Genomic DNA, 17,356 nt, shown 5'->3' with positions numbered 1-17,356 from the left:
CCGCGTTAAGGCTGCTGCTTAAGGTGATTTTCAAACGGCCCCTCTAAGTTGGCCCTACACGAGGCGGGAAGAACACCGCACAGGCAACAGAAGGGTTTTGAAGATGAACACCGCGAAACGGGCAGTGGATTCGCAGGCTCAACCGACCGCCGCTCCGGAATTGAAGCCGCTTTACATGGAAGCCCTGACGCTTGTCGAACGTCTTCATCGTCGTCTGCTCGACGTGATCAAGGACGAGTTCGACCGTTCCGGCCGCTCGGACGTCAACTCGGTGCAGGCGCTGCTGCTGTTCAACATCGGCGACGCGGAACTGACCGCCGGTGAACTGCGCACCCGCGGCTACTATCTCGGCTCCAACGTTTCCTACAATCTGAAGAAGCTGGTCGAGATGGGCTATATCCATCACCAGCGCTCGCGAATGGACCGCCGCTCGGTCCGCGTCAGCCTGACGCCGAAGGGCCAGGAGATCGCGGACATCGTCAGCCGCCTCTATGAGCGCCACATCAAGTCGATCCAGCAGGTCGGCGGCATCGCAATCGACGATTTCCAGCGCCTCAACAAGTCCCTCCAGCGCCTCGAGCGCTTCTGGACCGACCAGATCCTCTACCGGCTCTAAGCCGACCGTTCCTCGACCAACCCACCCCTGCGCCAAAGAGCCCCGGCCCCCGCCGGGGCTTTTCTCGTTCCGACGTCGCGACGCGAACGCCCGTCGCCCGGCGTCGACGCGGTCCTGCCCCGACATCAAAGCGCCATACTGGCATGGATCATGCGTCCAAGTGCCGGGATCGTGAGAGCGATGTGTCTTGCCGATGCCGGTCGGTGCGCGTTAGGGCAATTCCGCCGCGTATTGGGCGGGTCTGGGAGGCGAGGGCGGTTTGGCCCGGTCTCTGTGCGAACAATTCAATCGGAATCAGGACGCGATGAGCCGTACTGCTGAGAACTCTTCCTCCCGTCGTGGCGTTTCGCGGCGCGCGGTGATGCGGGCGCTGCTTGGCGGCGCCGCCGCTTCGACGGTGCTCTCGACGGCGGCCTTCGCCGGTACCAGCGACGATCCGGTCCTGCAGATGCTGCAGAACCAGCAGGGCGCTTGGTCGGACGGCTTCGACGCGGCGTCGAGCGGCGCGGCCTCGGTGCGTACGACCGAGCCGATCCTCTCCCCCGCCACGGCCCAGGCGATCGAGCTGGCGATCACGCAATATTCCGACATCGTCGCGCGCGGCGGCTGGCCGGTGCTGTCGCCGGATCTGAAGCTCTCGCTCGGCAAGAAGGACCCCCAGGTTCCGGTGCTGCGCCAGCGCCTCACCGTCACCGGCGATCTCGCGCCCGGCATTCCGACGTCGCAGACCTTCGATTCCTATGTCGACGCCGCGGTGCGCCGCTTCCAGGCGCGCCATGGCCTGCCGGCCGATGGCGTCGTCGGCGGCTCGACCGTTCAGATGATGAATGTGTCGGCCGATATCCGCCTCGGCCAGCTCCAGACCAATTTGAGCCGCGTGCGAACCGCCTCCGCCTCGCTGCCCGACCGCTATGTGATGGTCAACATTCCGGCCGCCGCGATCGAGGTGGTCGAGAATGGCCGCGTCGTGTCGCGCCATACGGCCGTCGTCGGCAAGATCGATCGCGAGACGCCGATCCTCAATTCGAAGATCTATCGCATCAGCTTCAATCCGAACTGGACCGTGCCGGCCTCGATCATCCGCAAGGACCTGATCCCGCTGATGCAGAAGGAGCCGGAATATCTGACGAAGAAGCACATCCGCATCTACGATCAGTCCGGCCAGGAAGTCCCGTCCACCTCGATCGACTGGAACACCGACCAGGCGACCAAGGGCTACATGTTCCGCCAGGATCCGGGTGACTTCAATTCGCTCGGTACCGTGCGCCTCTCGTTCCACAATGACGAGCAGGTTTATATGCACGACACGCCGCTCAAGGACATTTTCGGCCATGAGCAGCGCTTCGATTCGTCGGGCTGCATCCGCGTGCAGAACATCCGCCAGGTCATCGGCTGGCTGCTGCGCGACAATCCGGAGTTCCCGCGTTCCCGCATCGACGAGATCTTCAAGACCGGCGAGCAGGTGGACGTCAATCTGAAGCCGGAAATGCCGGTGTTCCTGCAATACATCACGGCCTGGGCCATGACCGACGGGACCGTGCATTTCCGCAACGACATCTACAATCGCGACGGCGCCGGCCAGCTCGCCTTGCAGCAGTGACTTCGGCATGAGGCACGGGCGGCCGGATTCGGCCGCTCGGATCCTGCTGGGCTGCTCGTAGCCGGTTGGCTTGGCGCCACCATATGTGGTACTTCGCGCTGGTTCCGAGTCCGGTGCTCCCGACCCGGCGCTCTCAGCAGGATGGATGCCCATGTCCGTGACGGATAGCGCGACGATGACCTCGTCGACCGCAGCCTTTTTCAACCGCAGCCTCGCCGAAGCAGACCCGGAGATCGCCGATGCGATCGCCAAGGAGCTCGGTCGCCAGCAGCACGAGATCGAGCTGATCGCGTCGGAGAACATCGTCTCCCGCGCCGTGCTCGAGGCGCAGGGCTCGGTCATGACGAACAAGTATGCCGAGGGCTATCCGGGCAAGCGCTATTATGGCGGCTGCGAGTTCGTCGACATCGCCGAGACGCTCGCCATCGAGCGCGCCAAGAAGCTGTTCGGCTGCGAGTTCGCCAATGTGCAGCCCAATTCCGGCAGCCAGATGAACCAGGCCGTCTTCCTGGCGCTGCTGCAGCCGGGCGACACCTTCATGGGCCTCGACCTCTCCGCCGGCGGTCACCTGACCCATGGCTCGCAGGTCAACATGTCCGGCAAGTGGTTCAAGGTGGCGCCCTATGGCGTGCGCCGCGAGGACCAGTTGCTCGACTACGCCGAGATCGCCGCGATCGCCGAGCGCGAGAAGCCGAAGCTGATCATCGCGGGCGGCACGGCCTATTCGCGGATCTGGGATTTCAAGCGCTTCCGCGAGATCGCCGATTCGGTCGGCGCCTATCTGATGGTCGACATGGCGCATTTCGCCGGCCTCGTCGCCGGTGGGCAGCATCCCTCGCCGCTGCCGCACGCCCATGTCGTGACCACCACGACGCACAAGTCGCTGCGCGGCCCGCGCGGCGGCATGATCCTGACCAATGACGAGGCGATCGCGAAGAAGATCAACTCGGCCGTCTTCCCGGGTCTCCAGGGCGGTCCGCTGATGCATGTCATCGCCGCCAAGGCCGTCGCCTTCGGCGAGGCGCTGCGTCCCGACTTCAAGATCTACGCGAAGAACGTCGTCGAAAACGCGCGTGCGCTTGCGGAAACGCTGAAGGGCTCGGGCTTCGACATCGTTTCGGGCGGCACCGACAACCACCTGATGCTGGTCGATCTCCGTCCGAAGCGCGTCAAGGGCAATGTCTCGGAGAAGGCGCTCGTGCGCGCCGGCCTCACCTGCAACAAGAACGGCATCCCCTATGATCCGGAGAAGCCGTTCGTGACCTCCGGCATCCGCCTCGGCACCCCGGCCGCCACGACGCGCGGCTTCGGCGTCGCCGAGTTCCAGGAGGTCGGCCGGCTGATCGCCGAGGTGCTCGGCGCGGTGTCGCAGTCCGAGGACGGCGCGGCGCCGCTCGTCGAGGCGTCGGTCAAGGAGCGTGTTCACGCCCTGACGGCGCGCTTCCCGATCTACAGCTAGGGGCGCCGCCATGCGCTGCCCCTATTGCGGAAGCGATGACACGCAGGTGAAGGACTCGCGGCCGTCGGAGGACAACACGTCCATCCGGCGCCGTCGCGTCTGCGCGGATTGCGGTGGCCGTTTCACGACCTTCGAACGCATCCAGCTGCGCGAGATCATCGTGCTGAAGAAGAGCGGGCGGCGCGTTCCCTTCGATCGCGACAAGCTGATGCGCTCGGTCCAGGTCGCGCTGCGCAAGCGGCCGGTCGATCCCGAGCGCGTCGAGCGCATGGTCAATGGCGTGGTGCGCCAGCTCGAGAGCCTCGGCGAGAACGAGATCCCGTCGGAGCAGATCGGCGTGCTCGTTATGGAGGGGCTGAAGGGCCTCGACGACGTCGCCTATGTCCGCTTCGCCTCGGTCTATCGCAATTTCCGCGAGGCCAAGGATTTCTCGGCGGTGTTGGACGAGCTCTCGGGCCAGGAACAGCTGGCCGGCAAGGTTTAGAGCATCGGACCGAAAAGTGGGATCCGGTTTTCGGATCAATCCGATGCGAAAACAAAGAGTTAGATCGCCACGCGTCCGGTAGGACGCATGGCGACCGAATCGCAGTCCCGCGGTCGGGCGAGCGGCGAGATCGTCAGGAGAGGCCCATGGCGCTGGACCAGCGGCAGGCTGCGGATCCCGAACTCGATCGGAGGCTGATGGCCGCGGCCATCCGCTTCGGCCGTCGCGCGCTCGGGCGCAGCCGTCCGGCGCCCGCCGTGGGCGCGCTCGTCGTCCGCTGGCAGGGGCAGGCGCCGATCATTGTCGGCCGCGGCACCACCGGCCCCGGCGGAGCCGAGCATGCCGTGCAGGCCGCGCTCGCCATGGCGGGCGAGGCCGCGCGGGGGGCCACGCTCTATGCGAGCCTCGAACCGCCGATCCGCCACGCCGACGGAACTTCCGATTCCGACGCCATCGTCGCGAGCGGCATACGCCGCCTGGTTGCGGCGCTCGAGGATCCCCGGCCTGGTCATACGCGGGCTACCTTCGCGCGCCTTCGCGAGGCCGGCATCGAGGTGACGGCCGGCGTGCTCGGCGAGGAGGCGCGGCGCGTCCATGCCGGCTATCTGATGCGCGTCGCCGTCGGGCGACCCCATGTCACGCTGAAGCTCGCCGTCTCGGCCGATGGCATGATCGGCCGGCGGAGCGGCGAGCGCATGCTGGTCTCGGGCCCTGAAGCCTTCGATCATCTCCAGCGCCTGCGCATCGAGGCGGATGCCTCGCTGATCGGCATCGGCACGGCGCTCGCCAATGATCCGCGCCTCATGGTGCGCATTCCCGGCCTATCCCATCTCTCGCCGGTCCGTGTCGTGCTCGACCGCCAGGCGCAGTTGCCGGAGGCGAGCGCGCTCGTCGCCACGGCGCGCGAGGCGCCGCTCTGGGTCATGGTCGGGGAGGGGGCGGACGCAGCCCGCTGCGCGGTCCTCGAAGCGGCCGGCGCGAGCGTTCACAGGATCGGCACCGGCAGCGGCGGGCTCGACCTCGGCGCCGTGCTGCGCTTCCTGGCCGAGCGCGGCATCAACAATCTTCTCGTGGAGGGCGGCGCCCGGGTGGCCGCCTCGCTGGTGACACAGGGGTTCGCCGACGCCGTCGTGCTCTATCGCGCGCCGGTCGTGGTCGGGCCGGACGGGGTGCGCGCGCTCGCCGGCGCGGCGCTCTCCATGATCGATCGCAATCCCCGCTACGAGATCGCCGACGAGGCGCTTCTCGGCGAGGACCGGATGGTTCGCTTCGAGAGAAAGAGCTGAGCAATGTTCACTGGAATCATCACCGATGTCGGCCGCGTGACCGCCGTGGAGCGGCGCAATGACGTGAACCGCATCACCATCGACAGCGCCTATGACGCCGCGACGATCGCCATCGGCGCGTCGATCGCCTGCGCCGGCGTATGCCTCACCGTGATCTCGCTCGCCCCGCAGGCGGATGGCCGCGTTCTGTTCGATGTCGAGGCGGCGCCCGAGACGCTCGACCTGACCGAAGTCGGCAAGTGGGAGCCCGGGACGCGCATCAATCTCGAGCGCTCGCTGAAGCTCGGTGATGAGCTCGGCGGTCACATGGTTTCAGGTCACGTCGATGGCGTCGCGACGATCGTCTCGCGCGAGGATCTCGGCGAGACGACGCGCTTCGTCTTCGAGGCGCCGCATCGGCTGGCGAAATTCATCGCCACCAAAGGCTCGGTCGCGCTCGACGGCACCTCGCTGACGGTGAACTGGGTCGAGGGCGACCGCTTCTCGGTCCTCCTGATCCCGCACACGCTGACCGCCGACGTCACGACCTGGGGCAGCCGCCAGGCCGGCGACCGCGTGCATCTCGAGGTCGATCAGATGGCCCGCTATGTCGCGCGGCTGACCGAGGCGGCCTGAGCGGGCGCGCCGCGCCATCGCGACATTTCCGCCGCTGCCGGCCCCGCTTGGGCAGGCCGGCGCGCCATGCGCGATCGGAGCCATGTTGCTGTGCGCGGCAGGCATGCAGGGCGTGACGCTCTTTTTCCTTTACAGCGGGGGATGCGCGTGGTTCACCTGCCGCCCGTTCGGACACCGCGCAGTACCGATAGAAGAGCCCCCGAAATGACCGACGCTCCCCATCTTCTCGTTATCGACGCACGATTCTACGAGGATATCTCCGACGAGCTTTTCCTCGGCGCGCGCCTCGCGCTGGAGAAGGCCGGAGCGACGTTCGATCGCGTCTCGGTTCCCGGCGTGCTCGAAATTCCGGCTGCCATGTCGATGGCGCTGGCGGCTATGGAAGACGGCGAGGCGGATTATGACGGCTTCGTCGTGCTCGGCTGCGTCATCCGCGGCGAGACCACGCATTACGACACCGTCGCGAACGAATCGGCCCGCGCGATCATGGACATGGCCGTGATCGAATCGCTCGCCGTCGGCAATGGCATCCTCACCGTCGAGAACGACGCGCAGGCCTATGCGCGCGCTCGCGTCGCCGAGAAGAACAAGGGCGGAGCCGCCGCCGAGGCCGCGCTCGCAATGGTCGAGCTCCGCAAGAAATTCGGTATCTGAGGTGGTTGCCGACCGGGCGCCGACCGACCGCGCCACCCGACCCGCCAACCAGCGCGGCGCGGCCCGCCTCGCCGCTGTCCAGGCGCTGTACCAGATGGATGTCGGCGGCGCCTCGCTGACCGAGGTCGTCGCCGAATTCGAGAACCTGCGCCTCGGCAAGGAGCTCGACGGCGAGCAGTATCGCAACGCCGATGCCGGTTTCTTCCGCGACATCATCGCCGGCGTGGTGCGCGAGCAGCGCAATCTCGACCCGGCGATCCATACCTCGCTGACCTCCGACTGGCCGCTGACGCGCATCGACGTGACGCTGCGCGCGATCCTGCGCTGCGGCACCTATGAGCTCGTCGGCCGCAAGGATGTGCCGGCGCGCGTCATCATCACCGAATATGTCGACGTTGCCCGCGCGTTCTTCGGCATGGGCGACGAGATCCGCATGGTGAACGGCGTGCTGGACACGGCCGCGCGCCGCCTTCGCCCCGACGAGTTCGAGGGATCGCCGGCTCCTTCGGGAGGCGGCTGAGCATGTCCGGGGAGGTCCGGCGGCCCGGCGAGTTCGAGCTGATCGGCCGCTTCCTCCGACCGCTGGCCGACGACCCTGCCGCCTTCGGACTGACCGACGACGCCGCATCCTTCACGCCCCCGCCCGGCCATGACCTCGTCCTGACCAAGGACATGGTCGCCGCGGGGATCCATTTCTTCGCCGACGACCCGCCGGCGTCGATCGCCCGCAAGGCGCTGCGCGTCAATCTCTCCGACCTCGCGGCCAAGGGCGCGGAGCCGATCGGCTATCTGCTCGGCCTGGCGCTGCCCTCCGACTGGACGGTCGAATGGATGGAGGCGTTCTCCGCGGCGCTCGGCGAGGACCAGGCCCGCTACGGGATCGCGCTGCTCGGCGGCGATACTGTCCGCGCGCCGGGCGGGCTGACGCTCTCGATCACCGCCATTGGCAAGGTTCCGACGGGCCGCATGGTCCGCCGCAGCGGCGCGCGGGCAGGGGACCTGCTCGTCGTGACCGGCACGATCGGTGACGCGGCGCTGGGCCTGCGCCTCCGGCTCGGCACGATCGCCCCGCCGGCCGAGGGCGCCGATCATCTTCTGGATCGCTATCTCCATCCGCAGCCGCGCACGGTTCTCGCCGCTGCGATCGGCCGCCACGCCCATGCGGCGCTCGACATTTCGGACGGGCTCATGGGCGACCTCGCCCACATGACCCGCGCTTCCGGTCTGAGCGCCGAGATCGACGCGACGTCCGTCCCGCTCTCGGCGGCAGCGCGCGAACTGGTCCGCCGCGACGACACGGCGCTCACAAGCGTGCTGACGGGCGGCGACGACTATGAAATTCTAGCATCGGTGCCGCCGGCGCGATTCGATGCATTCCAGGACGAAGCCCGAGAGGCGAATATTCCTCTCACGGTGATCGGACGCATCGTCGACGGCATGGATGCGCCCCGCGCCATTGACGGCGCGGGACGTCCGATTTCGATGGGTCGCGTCTCGCACGACCACTTCTAGGGCCTCTCCGGCGAACTCCGGTTCACCGGGGAAACGCCATGGTTCTTGTTTCGACGCATTTTCTTCATGCGAACGGTTCCCACACTTCGCTCGAAAATGCTCTTGGGGATCGTAAAGTGTCGAAGCTGTCCGAGGGCAATCCGGGCGCGACGGGCGTCGAGATCGACCGCACCGTCCGGCGCAACGCCATCATCCTGACCGCCGCCACCGCCTTTGGCGGCTCGCTGATGCCGATCGCGATCGTGTTCGCGGGCCTCGTCGGTTCCTATCTGCTCGCCGAGGACAAGTCGCTGGCCACCATCCCGGCCACGGCGCTGACGCTCGGCTCCGCGCTGTCGACCATCCCCGCCGCGACGCTGATGGCCCGGGTCGGCCGGCGCGCCGGCTTCATCATCGGCTCGGTGCCGGCCATGCTGGGCGGCGTGGTCACCTGCATCGCGATCCTGCACGGCTCCTTCCTGCTGTTCGCCTTCGGCTGCCTGCTGACCGGCTGCACGGCCGCCTTTGTCCAGCAATATCGCTTTGCGGCTGTCGATGGCGGCAGCGAGGTGGCGCGGAGCCGCGCCCTCGGTCTCGTGATGGGCGGCGGCGTGCTGGCGGCGATCATCGGCCCGCAGACGGCGATCCTGACGCGCGACCTCTTCGCGCCGATCCCCTTCGCCGGCGCCTTCCTGGCGATTTCCTTCCTCGCCGTCGGCAATGCCGCCGTCGTGTCACTGCTGCGGCCGATCAGTCACGCGCAATCCGTGGCGGCCGATCGGCGACCGGCGCGTTCGCTCAGCGAGATTGCCCGGCAGCCGCGCTTCCTCGCCGCCGTGCTCTGCGGGATGTCGTCCTATGCGCTGATGAGCCTCGTCATGACGGCCGCGCCGCTCGCCATGGTCGGCTGCGGGCTGACGCAGGACGACGCGGCGCTGGGGATCCAGTGGCACGTGCTTGCCATGTTCGCGCCGAGCTTCTTCACCGGCCGCCTGATCGCGCGCTTCGGCAAGGACCGGGTCGTCATCGCCGGGCTGGCGCTGCTGTCGCTCTGCGCTGTGGTGTCGATCACCGGCATCTCGCTCGCCCATTTCTGGGGCGCACTGATCCTTCTCGGCGTCGGCTGGAATTTCGGCTTCATGGGCGCGACGGCCATGCTGACGGAGACCTATCTGCCGCAGGAAAAGGGCAAGGTGCAGGGCCTGAACGACTTCCTCGTCTTCGCCACCTCCGCGGCCAGCTCCTTCGGCGCCGGCGTCCTGTTCAACGGCCCGGGCTGGGGCTTCATCAACGCGATCATCTTCCCCGTCGCCATCCTCTGCCTTGCCGCTCTCGCCTGGACGGCGCTGCTCCGGTCGCGGCGGATGGCGTGAGGGGGCTCAGTTCCGGCGTGCCGTCAGCGCGATGACGCGCGACGCGTCGAACGCCGTGCCGAACCAGTCCAGCAGATAGATGTTCCAGAACAGTCGGCCGACTCGCGTTTCGTAGTCGTTCGGATCGAGCGCCACCGCCCGGTCGAAGCTCAACAGCCCTTCCGGACTGCGCTCCAATGCCATGAGCACCCAGGCCCGTCCGCGATAGGCGACGGCCGACTGCCGGTCCAGCCTGATGGCCGCGTCGTAATCCGCCAGTGCGCCGGCATCGTCGTTGAGGCGGACCTGAACCTGTCCGCGCTGCTCGTAGATCCGCGCATTCGAATCATTGAGTTCCAGCGCACGGTCGCAATCGTCGAGCGCTTCGGGCAGGGCGCCCATCTGCATGCGCGCGCGGCACCGCAGCAGCAGCGTCGCGGAACTCGGATCCTTGCCCTCGATTACCGCGTCGAGGTCGGCGATGGCGGCCTCGGCGTCGCCGCGATCGAGCAGGATCTGCGCGCGCTGGCGCCGGGCCGACTGATAGTCCGGATCGATGTCGATCGCGCGCCCATAGGCGGCCAGCGCCGCGTCGGTTCGCCCCTCGCGCTCCTGCGTCATGCCCTCGATATTGTGCGCCCAGGCATTGCGAGGGTCGAGCGCGATCGCCTTGCCCGCATCGCTCAGCGCATCCAGTGTCTGTCCCAGCGTCAGATTGAGTTCGGCCCGCCCGGCATAGGCGTCGGATTCCTCCGGCGCATCCGCGATCAGCGCATCGAGGAGGTCCATGGCCTCCTCATTTCGTCCCAGCGATTTGAGCAGGTCAATCCGGTTGTATCGCGGCAGAAGATTGCCGCGATCGATCTCCGCCGCGTGGGCATAGAGACGCAGCGCCTCGTCCGGGCGGTCCTGCCGCTCCCGGACGAAGCCCAGATTGTTGAACGCTAGGGCGCTCTCCGGATCGAGCCGCAAGGCGGCCTCGCAATCCGAGGCGGCGAGCGCGTAGCGCCCTGCCAGAATGCGCGTATGCCCGCGATCGATCCTGTAGCTGGCCGAGCGCGGATCAAGCGCGATGGCCTTCGAGTAATCGGCAATGGCCGCGTCGAGCTGATTGTCGTCGAGATAGACATTGGCGCGGCGCGCATAGGCCTCAGCCCAGCGTGGCGCGAGTTCGATGGCGCGGCTGCAGTCCGCAACAGCCCGCTCCACATTCTTCTGGCTGTTGTAGGCGCCGCACCGGTCGAAAAACGCAACACGATTGCGATCGTCCTTCTCTATCACCACCGTGAAATAGCGGATCGCCGAATAGCTGTCGTCGAGATCGAGTGCGAGTCGTCCCCTGGCCAGCAGGGCATCCGGATTCATGGGGTCGAGGATGAGCGCCTGGGCGCAGTCGGGCACAGCCGTATTGGGTCGATCCATCCGGCGGTAGGTATCGCAGCGACCGGCAAAGGCGGTGGCGCGCGTGGGATCAAGATCGATCGCCGCATCAAAATCCGCCATCGCCTCGTCATAGCGCGCGAGCGCGCGATAGACGGACCCGCGCAGGGCGAGGGCTGTCGCATTGGACGGGTCGATGGCGATCGCGCGGTCGAGATCAGCGAGGGCCGCGTCGAACTCTTCGCGCTCGAATGCCGCGCTGCCGCTCTCGATCAGGCGCTTGGCGTCGGACGGCGTTTCTGCAGGCGCGACCAGAGAATCAGCGCTCGCACCGGCGACCGGCTCGGCAGCCGCCGGCGCGATCAGGGCCAGGAGGATCGCGAACATCGGCAGGCTTCGCATCAGTCACTTTTCCGATCGGACCAGGAACACGCAGGACGAGAATCTCCGCAAGACTAGCGGGAAGAAGCGTCCGTTCGCAAAAGGGGGGCGACGCTGCCCCGCGCCAGCCGCTCGACCGACGCGCCAACGTGAAATCCCGCCTGTCATGATCGGGAAAACGCAGAGTCCTCAGTTTGCTCGCCCCGCCGTCTCGTTCTCGCTGTGGCGGCGTTGCGGTGGAAGACGCGGACCATGTTAACGGGAATTCTGCCGTTCAATCTCTCCGGACGCTTCCTGTTCGCACAGCCAGAAGATGGATGAAGTCGAGGCCGGCTGTGTTCCAGTCTATTAGAATTACGCTCCAGAGAAACCGCGCTATTCGTGGTTCCGGATCGTCCGGCCATAATAAAATTCCACGATCAATGCTCTTCAAGGCATCCTGGGCTCGGCCAAGATCAAATAGCACGAGCGCGCGTCCATAGTGTGTCTCAGCCCGACCGGGATCGATCCTCAGGGCATTGTCGCAGTCGGCAAGCGCTTCAGTATTGCGACCTATGCTGTTCCGCACGCGGCAGCGAAATAGGAGGGCCGTCCCATCCTCGGGATCCTTGGCTATTGCCAGATCCAGATCCGCAAGAGCGGCCGTGAAATTGCCGAGGCGGCCGAGGAGACCGCCGCGGTTGCGGATCGCAGGCACGTAGTCTGGATCGATCAGAATAGCCTGTTCGTACGCGGTTACAGCATCGCCATTCCGGCCCAGGCCTTCCAGAGCAGCGCCGCGCTCGAAATGGCCCCACGCCTGGCGCTTATCGATAGAAAGGGCGCGATCAGCGTCCGCGAGGGCCACATCGAACTGACCCTTCAGTCGGAAAACCCAAGCTCGTGACAGCAGCAGGTCGGGATTCTCGGAATTTAAGCTCACCGCGCGGTTGAGGTCGACCAGTGCGAGGTCGAACTGGCCGCGCTGTCGGTAGATGTCGGCCCGATTCATGAGCGGCAGTGCATCGCTCGGATCAAGCCGGATGGCCTTCTGATACTCCTCGAATGCCTCGTCGATACTGCCCTGCCTTTCGAGAGCAACTCCTAGATTGTTGTGAGCCATCGCATTGTCGGGGTCGATGCTGATGACACTGCGTGCGTCGTCGGCCGCCCTATCCGGGCGCCCTGTTCTGATGAACGCATCGGCTCGAGCGACGAACAGGCTGGCACGCCCTGGGCTAAGCTCGATTGCAGCCCCGTATTCGTCGGTCGCGGAGCTGTAGAGGCCGAGATCCACGAGAACGTCCGCCATAGCCTCGTGGGCATTTGCGTCATTCGGGCTGATCTCGACGGCTTTTCGACAATCGGCGCGCGCGGTCTCCGCGTCTCCCATCTGCTTGTAGGCATCGCAGCGAGCCAGATATGCATCCGTATCGCCCTTGATATCGATCACAGCCGTGAAGTCCTTCAGGGCGTCGTCGTATCGGCCTTCGTTGACAAAAATCTGCCCGCGGAAATCCAGTGCTGTCGTCAATTCTGGGTTGGCCAGGAGTGCCCGGTCGCAGTCTTGGATCGCTAGATCGGTCTCACCCATGCGGTCGCGAAGGTTGCATCGTTGGGCATAGGGCTGCGCCGCCTCGGGGTTCAACTCGATGACGTGATTGAATCCGGCGAGGGCTGCGTCGCGATCGCCATTCAAATCGAGCGCGCGCGCCCGGTAATACTGGGACCACCAATCATCCGGCGCGATCGCGAGGGCGCGATCGAAATCGATGATCGAGGCTGGGTAGCGATCGAGCGAGAGGAGCGTTCGTCCGCGTTGCGCGTAAGCCGCCGCCAGATGCGGATCTATCCAGATCGCCATCGTGCAATCGGCCAGGGAGAGTTCCAACTCGTTTGCGCCGCGATACGCCTTGCAGCGATCGGCGAGCGTTGTGGCATTGAGTCGGATGCGCAGTGCCGCGCTAAAGTCGTCGATCGCCGCTGCATATTCTTCGCGGCGCACCCGGTTATCGGCGCGTGCAACGAGAGCGTTGAAGCTCTGCGGGTCGCGCTCGAGTGCCTTGCCGCAATCGGCAAGGGCGTCGTCGAGGCGCCCCATGCGGGACTTGAGATCGCATCGGTCCGCATAGGCATCGACGAGATCCGGATCCGCCTGCAGCGCACGGTCGTAGCCGGCGAGCGCGGCCGGCTGGTCATCCAGGAGGTCCTGGGCGATGGCGCGCTGATAGATGGCAAAGGCGCTGTCGGGACGGATCGCGAGGGCGCGGTCGAGTGCGGCGAGTGCATCGGAATAGCGGTCGACGCCGAGCAGGGTCATCCCATGGATGAGCCGTCCCTCATACGAATCGGGATCGAGGACGATAGACGCCGTGGCGTCGGCGAGCGCATCTTGGGTCTGGTTCAACCTCAGCAGGGTGGCGGCGCGTTTGCGCAGAGCCGCGGCGTCCGTCGGATCGTCCCGGATCAGACGGTTGAAATCGACGAGTGCCAGGCCGTATCGGTCCATCTGCAGTTGGGCTTCTCCGCGCCAGCGAACCGGCCGCCTGTCGAGGGGCTCGGCCTCGGCGGCCTTGCCATAGGCCTCGATCGCCTCGTCCAGGCGGTTCTGATTGTCGAATGCCGTGCCGAGCGCGAGAAAGAGTTCCGAAGAATCGAGACCGAGCGAGCGGGCATACTTCAGGGCTTCGACAGCCGAATCGAAGTCGCGCTGTTTGATGCGCACGAGCCCGATCGTCAGATAGCCATCGGCCGCGCGGCCGGGCACATCCAGTTGCGCCATGGCGATTACGAGTGCCGCGTCCAGATCGTCGAGATCGATCGCGTTGCGCGCCTGGATTTCCAGCACGCGAGGATCATCGCCGGCCAGCCTGCGCGCCGCCTCGAGATCGGATGCCGCTTCCGCAAATCGCCCGAGGTTCCGATAGCAGAGCGCGCGGTTGTAGTAGGCTGCAAAGTCGGACGAATCCAGCGCGATGGAGGCGCCATAGTCTTCTGCTGCCTGAGCGTAGAATCGGGCGCTGAAGAGCACATCGGCGCGTCCGAAGTAGCTCTTTGAGTCGCGCGGCTCGATCTCGATCGCAGCACTGTAATCCTCATAGGCCGCGGCGCGATGGCCGAGCGTTCTCTCGATGTCGCCGCGATTGCCATAAGCCCATGGGTTGCGGGGATTGATCTTGATCAGCGCCCCGAAATCTTCCGCTGCCGCCTCCAGCCTGCCGCCATCCCAGCGCGCCAGCCCGCGAAAGGCATAGAAATCCGGTATCGCCGGATTGAGCTTGATCGCTGCGTCATAGTCGGCGAGCCCATCTGCGACGCGTCCAAGGGCCATTGACAGACCGGCACGCTCGACAAGCAGGAACTCATCCTGCGGCCTCCGGGCAATCTGCGCCTCGATCTCGGCGAGCCGCAGTTCGTTGGCATCGCGCGACAGCGCGTCGGCCGCCGGAGGGATTGGGGCCGCAGACAACGAACCGGACGGGCGCATGGCCTTGAGCGGACGACATGGCGCGCCGGACGCGCAGGCATTCCTCGATATGAGGTCAGTGCGAGCCGCCGCCGGCGTGACGAAGGTCGCGATGACCAGGAGCGCGGCGAGCAAACGAAGCGACGGCATGTCCAATTCCCGGCTGGAACGATCGATGCCTCGTCCCAGCGAGGCGATACAACAATAGCGGGAGACGGCGTGCAGCGGCAAACCGAAAAGTCAGGCGGTTTCAGCATCCGCTTGACCGATTCGCGAATGCGTTCTCAACTCATCTCAGCTGGGGGAAAAGCAGGGAGGTCGATCGCTTTTCCCGCCGCGCGGCCCGGCCGGCGCGGCGACGCTGAATCTCGGTGTGCCCTGGCCGGCAACGGGAGGAAAGACGACGTGATCTATCTGATAATTCTCTGCGCACTGCTCGCGCTCGCCTATGGCGCATGGGCGACGCGATCAGTGCTCGCCGCGGACGCCGGTTCGGCGCGCATGCAGGAGATCGCCGCGGCGATCCGTGAGGGCGCGAGCGCCTATCTGAAGCGTCAATACACGACGATCGCCGTGGTGGGCGTCGTCATCTTCGTCATCGTCGCGCTGCTTCTTTCGATTCCCGTCGCGATCGGCTTCGCCATCGGCGCGATCCTGTCGGGCATCGCCGGCTTCGTCGGCATGAACGTCTCGGTCCGCGCCAATGTGCGCACGGCCCAGGCGGCGACCAAGAGCCTCGGGGAGGGGCTCGAGATCGCTTTCAAGTCCGGCGCCATCACCGGTATGCTCGTGGCCGGCCTCGCGCTCCTCGGCGTCGCCGTCTACTATCTCGTGCTGACCTCGTTCGCCGGCTATGCGCCGAACGACCGCGGCGTGATCGACGCGCTGGTCGCGCTCGGTTTCGGCGCCTCGCTGATCTCGATCTTCGCCCGCCTCGGCGGCGGCATCTTCACCAAGGGCGCCGATGTCGGCGGCGATCTTGTCGGCAAGGTCGAGGCCGGCATTCCGGAGGATGATCCCCGCAACCCGGCCACGATCGCCGACAATGTCGGCGACAATGTCGGTGACTGCGCCGGCATGGCAGCCGACCTGTTCGAGACCTATGCGGTGACGCTGGTCGCCACCATGGTACTGGCGGCGATCTTCTTCGCCAGCTCGCCGGCCCTGCCGAGCATCATGCTGTTTCCGATGGGCATCGGCGCGGCCTGCATCCTGACCTCGATCGCCGGAACCTTCTTCGTGAAGCTCGGCGCCAACCAGTCGATCATGGGCGCGCTCTACAAGGGCTTCATCGCCTCGGCGCTGCTCTCCGTCATCGGCCTTGCCGTCGCGACCCAACTGCTCACCGGCTGGGGTGAGATCGGCACGGTCGCCGGCAAGTCGATCACCGGCATCAACCTGTTCTATTGCGGCCTTGCCGGCCTGGTCGTCACCGGCGCGATCGTCTGGATCACGGAGTATTATACCGGCATCGGCTACCGCCCGGTCCGCTCGATCAGCCAGGCCTCGGTCACCGGCCACGGCACGAACGTGATCCAGGGCCTCGCCGTCTCGCTCGAGGCGACGGCGATGCCGACCATCGTCATCGTGGCCGGCATCATCGTCACCTATTCGCTCGCCGGCCTCTTTGGCACGGCGATCGCGGTGTCGACGATGCTCGGCCTCGCCGGCATGGTCGTGGCGCTCGACGCCTTCGGCCCTGTCACCGACAATGCCGGCGGCATCGCCGAAATGGCCGGCCTGCCCAAGGAGGTGCGCAAGTCCACCGATGCGCTCGATGCGGTCGGCAACACCACCAAGGCCGTGACCAAGGGCTATGCGATCGGCTCCGCCGGTCTCGGCGCCCTCGTGCTGTTCGCCGCCTACAACTACGATCTCTCCTACTTCATCGCTGAGGCAAACAAGGAAGGGGCGACGGCGTTCCAGTACTTCAAGGGCATCGTGCCGGACTTCACGCTGTCCAACCCCTATGTGGTGGTCGGGCTGCTGCTCGGCGGCCTCATCCCCTACATCTTCGGCGGCATCACCATGACCGCCGTCGGCCGCGCCGCGGGCGCGATCGTGGAGGAAGTGCGCCGGCAGTTTCGCGAGAAGCCGGGCATCATGCAGGGCACGGAGAAGCCGGATTACGGCAAGGCCGTCGACCTGCTGACCAAGGCGGCGATCCGCGAAATGATCGTCCCGTCGCTGCTGCCGGTGCTGGCGCCGATCGTCGTCTATTTCGTGATCTACTGGATCGCGGGCAAGAGCGAGGCGTTCTCGGCCGTCGGCGCCATGCTGCTCGGCGTCATCGTCACCGGCCTCTTCGTCGCGATCTCGATGACCTCGGGCGGCGGCGCATGGGACAATGCCAAGAAGTCGTTCGAGGACGGCTTCACCGACGCCAACGGCCAGACCCATTACAAGGGCTCGGACGCGCACAAGGCTTCGGTGACCGGTGATACGGTCGGCGATCCCTACAAGGACACCGCCGGTCCGGCGGTCAACCCGGCGATCAAGATCACCAATATCGTCGCGCTGCTGCTGCTCGCGGTGCTCGCGCATCACTGAGGCGAGAACGCCGCCCCGAAGCGGAAAGGGCCGCCGGAGTGAT

General features: G+C 66.2%; 13 protein-coding genes. 11 read left to right on the top strand and 2 right to left on the bottom strand.

All coding sequences use genetic code 11. The features are described from left to right. Positions 1 to 103: 103 nt before the first annotated feature. From ldtR to GGR25_RS03220, 10 genes are all read left to right on the top strand, one after another. Complete coding sequence (gene ldtR, locus GGR25_RS03265; protein ID WP_183397267.1) at positions 104 to 616, top strand: transcriptional regulator LdtR; 513 nt, start codon at positions 104 to 106, stop codon at positions 614 to 616. Positions 617 to 920: 304 nt separating this feature from the next. Further along, positions 921 to 2,216 (top strand): L,D-transpeptidase family protein, encoded by a 1,296-nt coding sequence (locus GGR25_RS03260; RefSeq protein WP_183397266.1) that lies wholly within the window; start codon positions 921 to 923, stop codon positions 2,214 to 2,216. Positions 2,217 to 2,391: 175 nt separating this feature from the next. Further along, a complete protein-coding gene (gene glyA, locus GGR25_RS03255) occupies positions 2,392 to 3,675 on the top strand; it encodes a serine hydroxymethyltransferase (protein WP_183397648.1) in 1,284 nt (427 codons plus the stop codon). Positions 3,676 to 3,685: 10 nt separating this feature from the next. Continuing rightward, the gene (gene nrdR / locus GGR25_RS03250; protein ID WP_183397265.1) at positions 3,686 to 4,159 is read left to right on the top strand and encodes a transcriptional regulator NrdR; all 474 of its coding nucleotides are present in this window, start codon (positions 3,686 to 3,688) and stop codon (positions 4,157 to 4,159) included. Between the two features lie 146 nt (positions 4,160 to 4,305). Beyond that, positions 4,306 to 5,445: a bifunctional diaminohydroxyphosphoribosylaminopyrimidine deaminase/5-amino-6-(5-phosphoribosylamino)uracil reductase RibD gene (ribD, locus tag GGR25_RS03245; RefSeq protein ID WP_183397264.1), complete on the top strand. Its 1,140-nt coding sequence runs from the start codon at positions 4,306 to 4,308 to the stop codon at positions 5,443 to 5,445. A 3-nt stretch (positions 5,446 to 5,448) separates the two neighbouring features. After that, positions 5,449 to 6,060: a riboflavin synthase gene (locus GGR25_RS03240; RefSeq protein ID WP_183397263.1), complete on the top strand. Its 612-nt coding sequence runs from the start codon at positions 5,449 to 5,451 to the stop codon at positions 6,058 to 6,060. Between the two features lie 204 nt (positions 6,061 to 6,264). Next, complete coding sequence (gene ribH / locus GGR25_RS03235) at positions 6,265 to 6,714, top strand: 6,7-dimethyl-8-ribityllumazine synthase (protein ID WP_183397262.1); 450 nt, start codon at positions 6,265 to 6,267, stop codon at positions 6,712 to 6,714. Position 6,715: 1 nt separating this feature from the next. Next, on the top strand, positions 6,716 to 7,234 hold the full coding sequence (nusB, locus tag GGR25_RS03230) for a transcription antitermination factor NusB (RefSeq protein WP_343067953.1): 519 nt from the start codon (positions 6,716 to 6,718) through the stop codon (positions 7,232 to 7,234). 2 nt (positions 7,235 to 7,236) lie between these two features. Further along, positions 7,237 to 8,226: a thiamine-phosphate kinase gene (gene thiL, locus GGR25_RS03225; RefSeq protein WP_183397260.1), complete on the top strand. Its 990-nt coding sequence runs from the start codon at positions 7,237 to 7,239 to the stop codon at positions 8,224 to 8,226. A gap of 116 nt (positions 8,227 to 8,342) precedes the next feature. Then, positions 8,343 to 9,578 (top strand): MFS transporter, encoded by a 1,236-nt coding sequence (locus tag GGR25_RS03220; RefSeq protein ID WP_343067952.1) that lies wholly within the window; start codon positions 8,343 to 8,345, stop codon positions 9,576 to 9,578. Positions 9,579 to 9,584: 6 nt separating this feature from the next. Here GGR25_RS03220 and GGR25_RS03215 read toward each other — a convergent pair whose 3' ends face one another. After that, positions 9,585 to 11,339, bottom strand: a complete 1,755-nt coding sequence (locus GGR25_RS03215; protein ID WP_210299786.1) for a tetratricopeptide repeat protein — start codon at positions 11,337 to 11,339, stop codon at positions 9,585 to 9,587. Between the two features lie 253 nt (positions 11,340 to 11,592). Continuing rightward, entirely contained in the window at positions 11,593 to 14,913 is a 3,321-nt protein-coding gene (locus GGR25_RS03210; RefSeq protein ID WP_183397257.1) for a tetratricopeptide repeat protein, read from the bottom strand. A gap of 126 nt (positions 14,914 to 15,039) precedes the next feature. On the opposite strand from GGR25_RS03210, the gene GGR25_RS03205 reads away from it, so the two are divergent. Beyond that, positions 15,040 to 17,313: a sodium-translocating pyrophosphatase gene (locus GGR25_RS03205; protein ID WP_380146958.1), complete on the top strand. Its 2,274-nt coding sequence runs from the start codon at positions 15,040 to 15,042 to the stop codon at positions 17,311 to 17,313. The last annotated feature ends 43 nt before the right edge of the window (positions 17,314 to 17,356 follow it).

Source organism: Kaistia hirudinis (genome assembly GCF_014196455.1).
GTDB lineage: Bacteria > Pseudomonadota > Alphaproteobacteria > Rhizobiales > Kaistiaceae > Kaistia > Kaistia hirudinis.
This window is presented reverse-complemented; position numbering and strand designations above follow the sequence as displayed.

Excerpts from the sequence above, each read along its gene's own strand:
- ldtR (WP_183397267.1), top strand. The coding sequence starts at position 104 with ATGAACACCGCGAAACGGGCAGTGGATTCGCAGGCTCAACCGACCGCC.
- GGR25_RS03260 (WP_183397266.1), top strand. The coding sequence starts at position 921 with ATGAGCCGTACTGCTGAGAACTCTTCCTCCCGTCGTGGCGTTTCGCGG.
- glyA (WP_183397648.1), top strand. The coding sequence starts at position 2,392 with ATGACCTCGTCGACCGCAGCCTTTTTCAACCGCAGCCTCGCCGAAGCA.
- nrdR (WP_183397265.1), top strand. The coding sequence starts at position 3,686 with ATGCGCTGCCCCTATTGCGGAAGCGATGACACGCAGGTGAAGGACTCG.
- ribD (WP_183397264.1), top strand. The coding sequence starts at position 4,306 with ATGGCGCTGGACCAGCGGCAGGCTGCGGATCCCGAACTCGATCGGAGG.
- GGR25_RS03240 (WP_183397263.1), top strand. The coding sequence starts at position 5,449 with ATGTTCACTGGAATCATCACCGATGTCGGCCGCGTGACCGCCGTGGAG.
- ribH (WP_183397262.1), top strand. The coding sequence starts at position 6,265 with ATGACCGACGCTCCCCATCTTCTCGTTATCGACGCACGATTCTACGAG.
- thiL (WP_183397260.1), top strand. The coding sequence starts at position 7,237 with ATGTCCGGGGAGGTCCGGCGGCCCGGCGAGTTCGAGCTGATCGGCCGC.
- GGR25_RS03215 (WP_210299786.1), bottom strand. The coding sequence starts at position 11,339 with ATGCGAAGCCTGCCGATGTTCGCGATCCTCCTGGCCCTGATCGCGCCG.
- GGR25_RS03210 (WP_183397257.1), bottom strand. The coding sequence starts at position 14,913 with ATGCCGTCGCTTCGTTTGCTCGCCGCGCTCCTGGTCATCGCGACCTTC.
- GGR25_RS03205 (WP_380146958.1), top strand. The coding sequence starts at position 15,040 with ATGCGTTCTCAACTCATCTCAGCTGGGGGAAAAGCAGGGAGGTCGATC.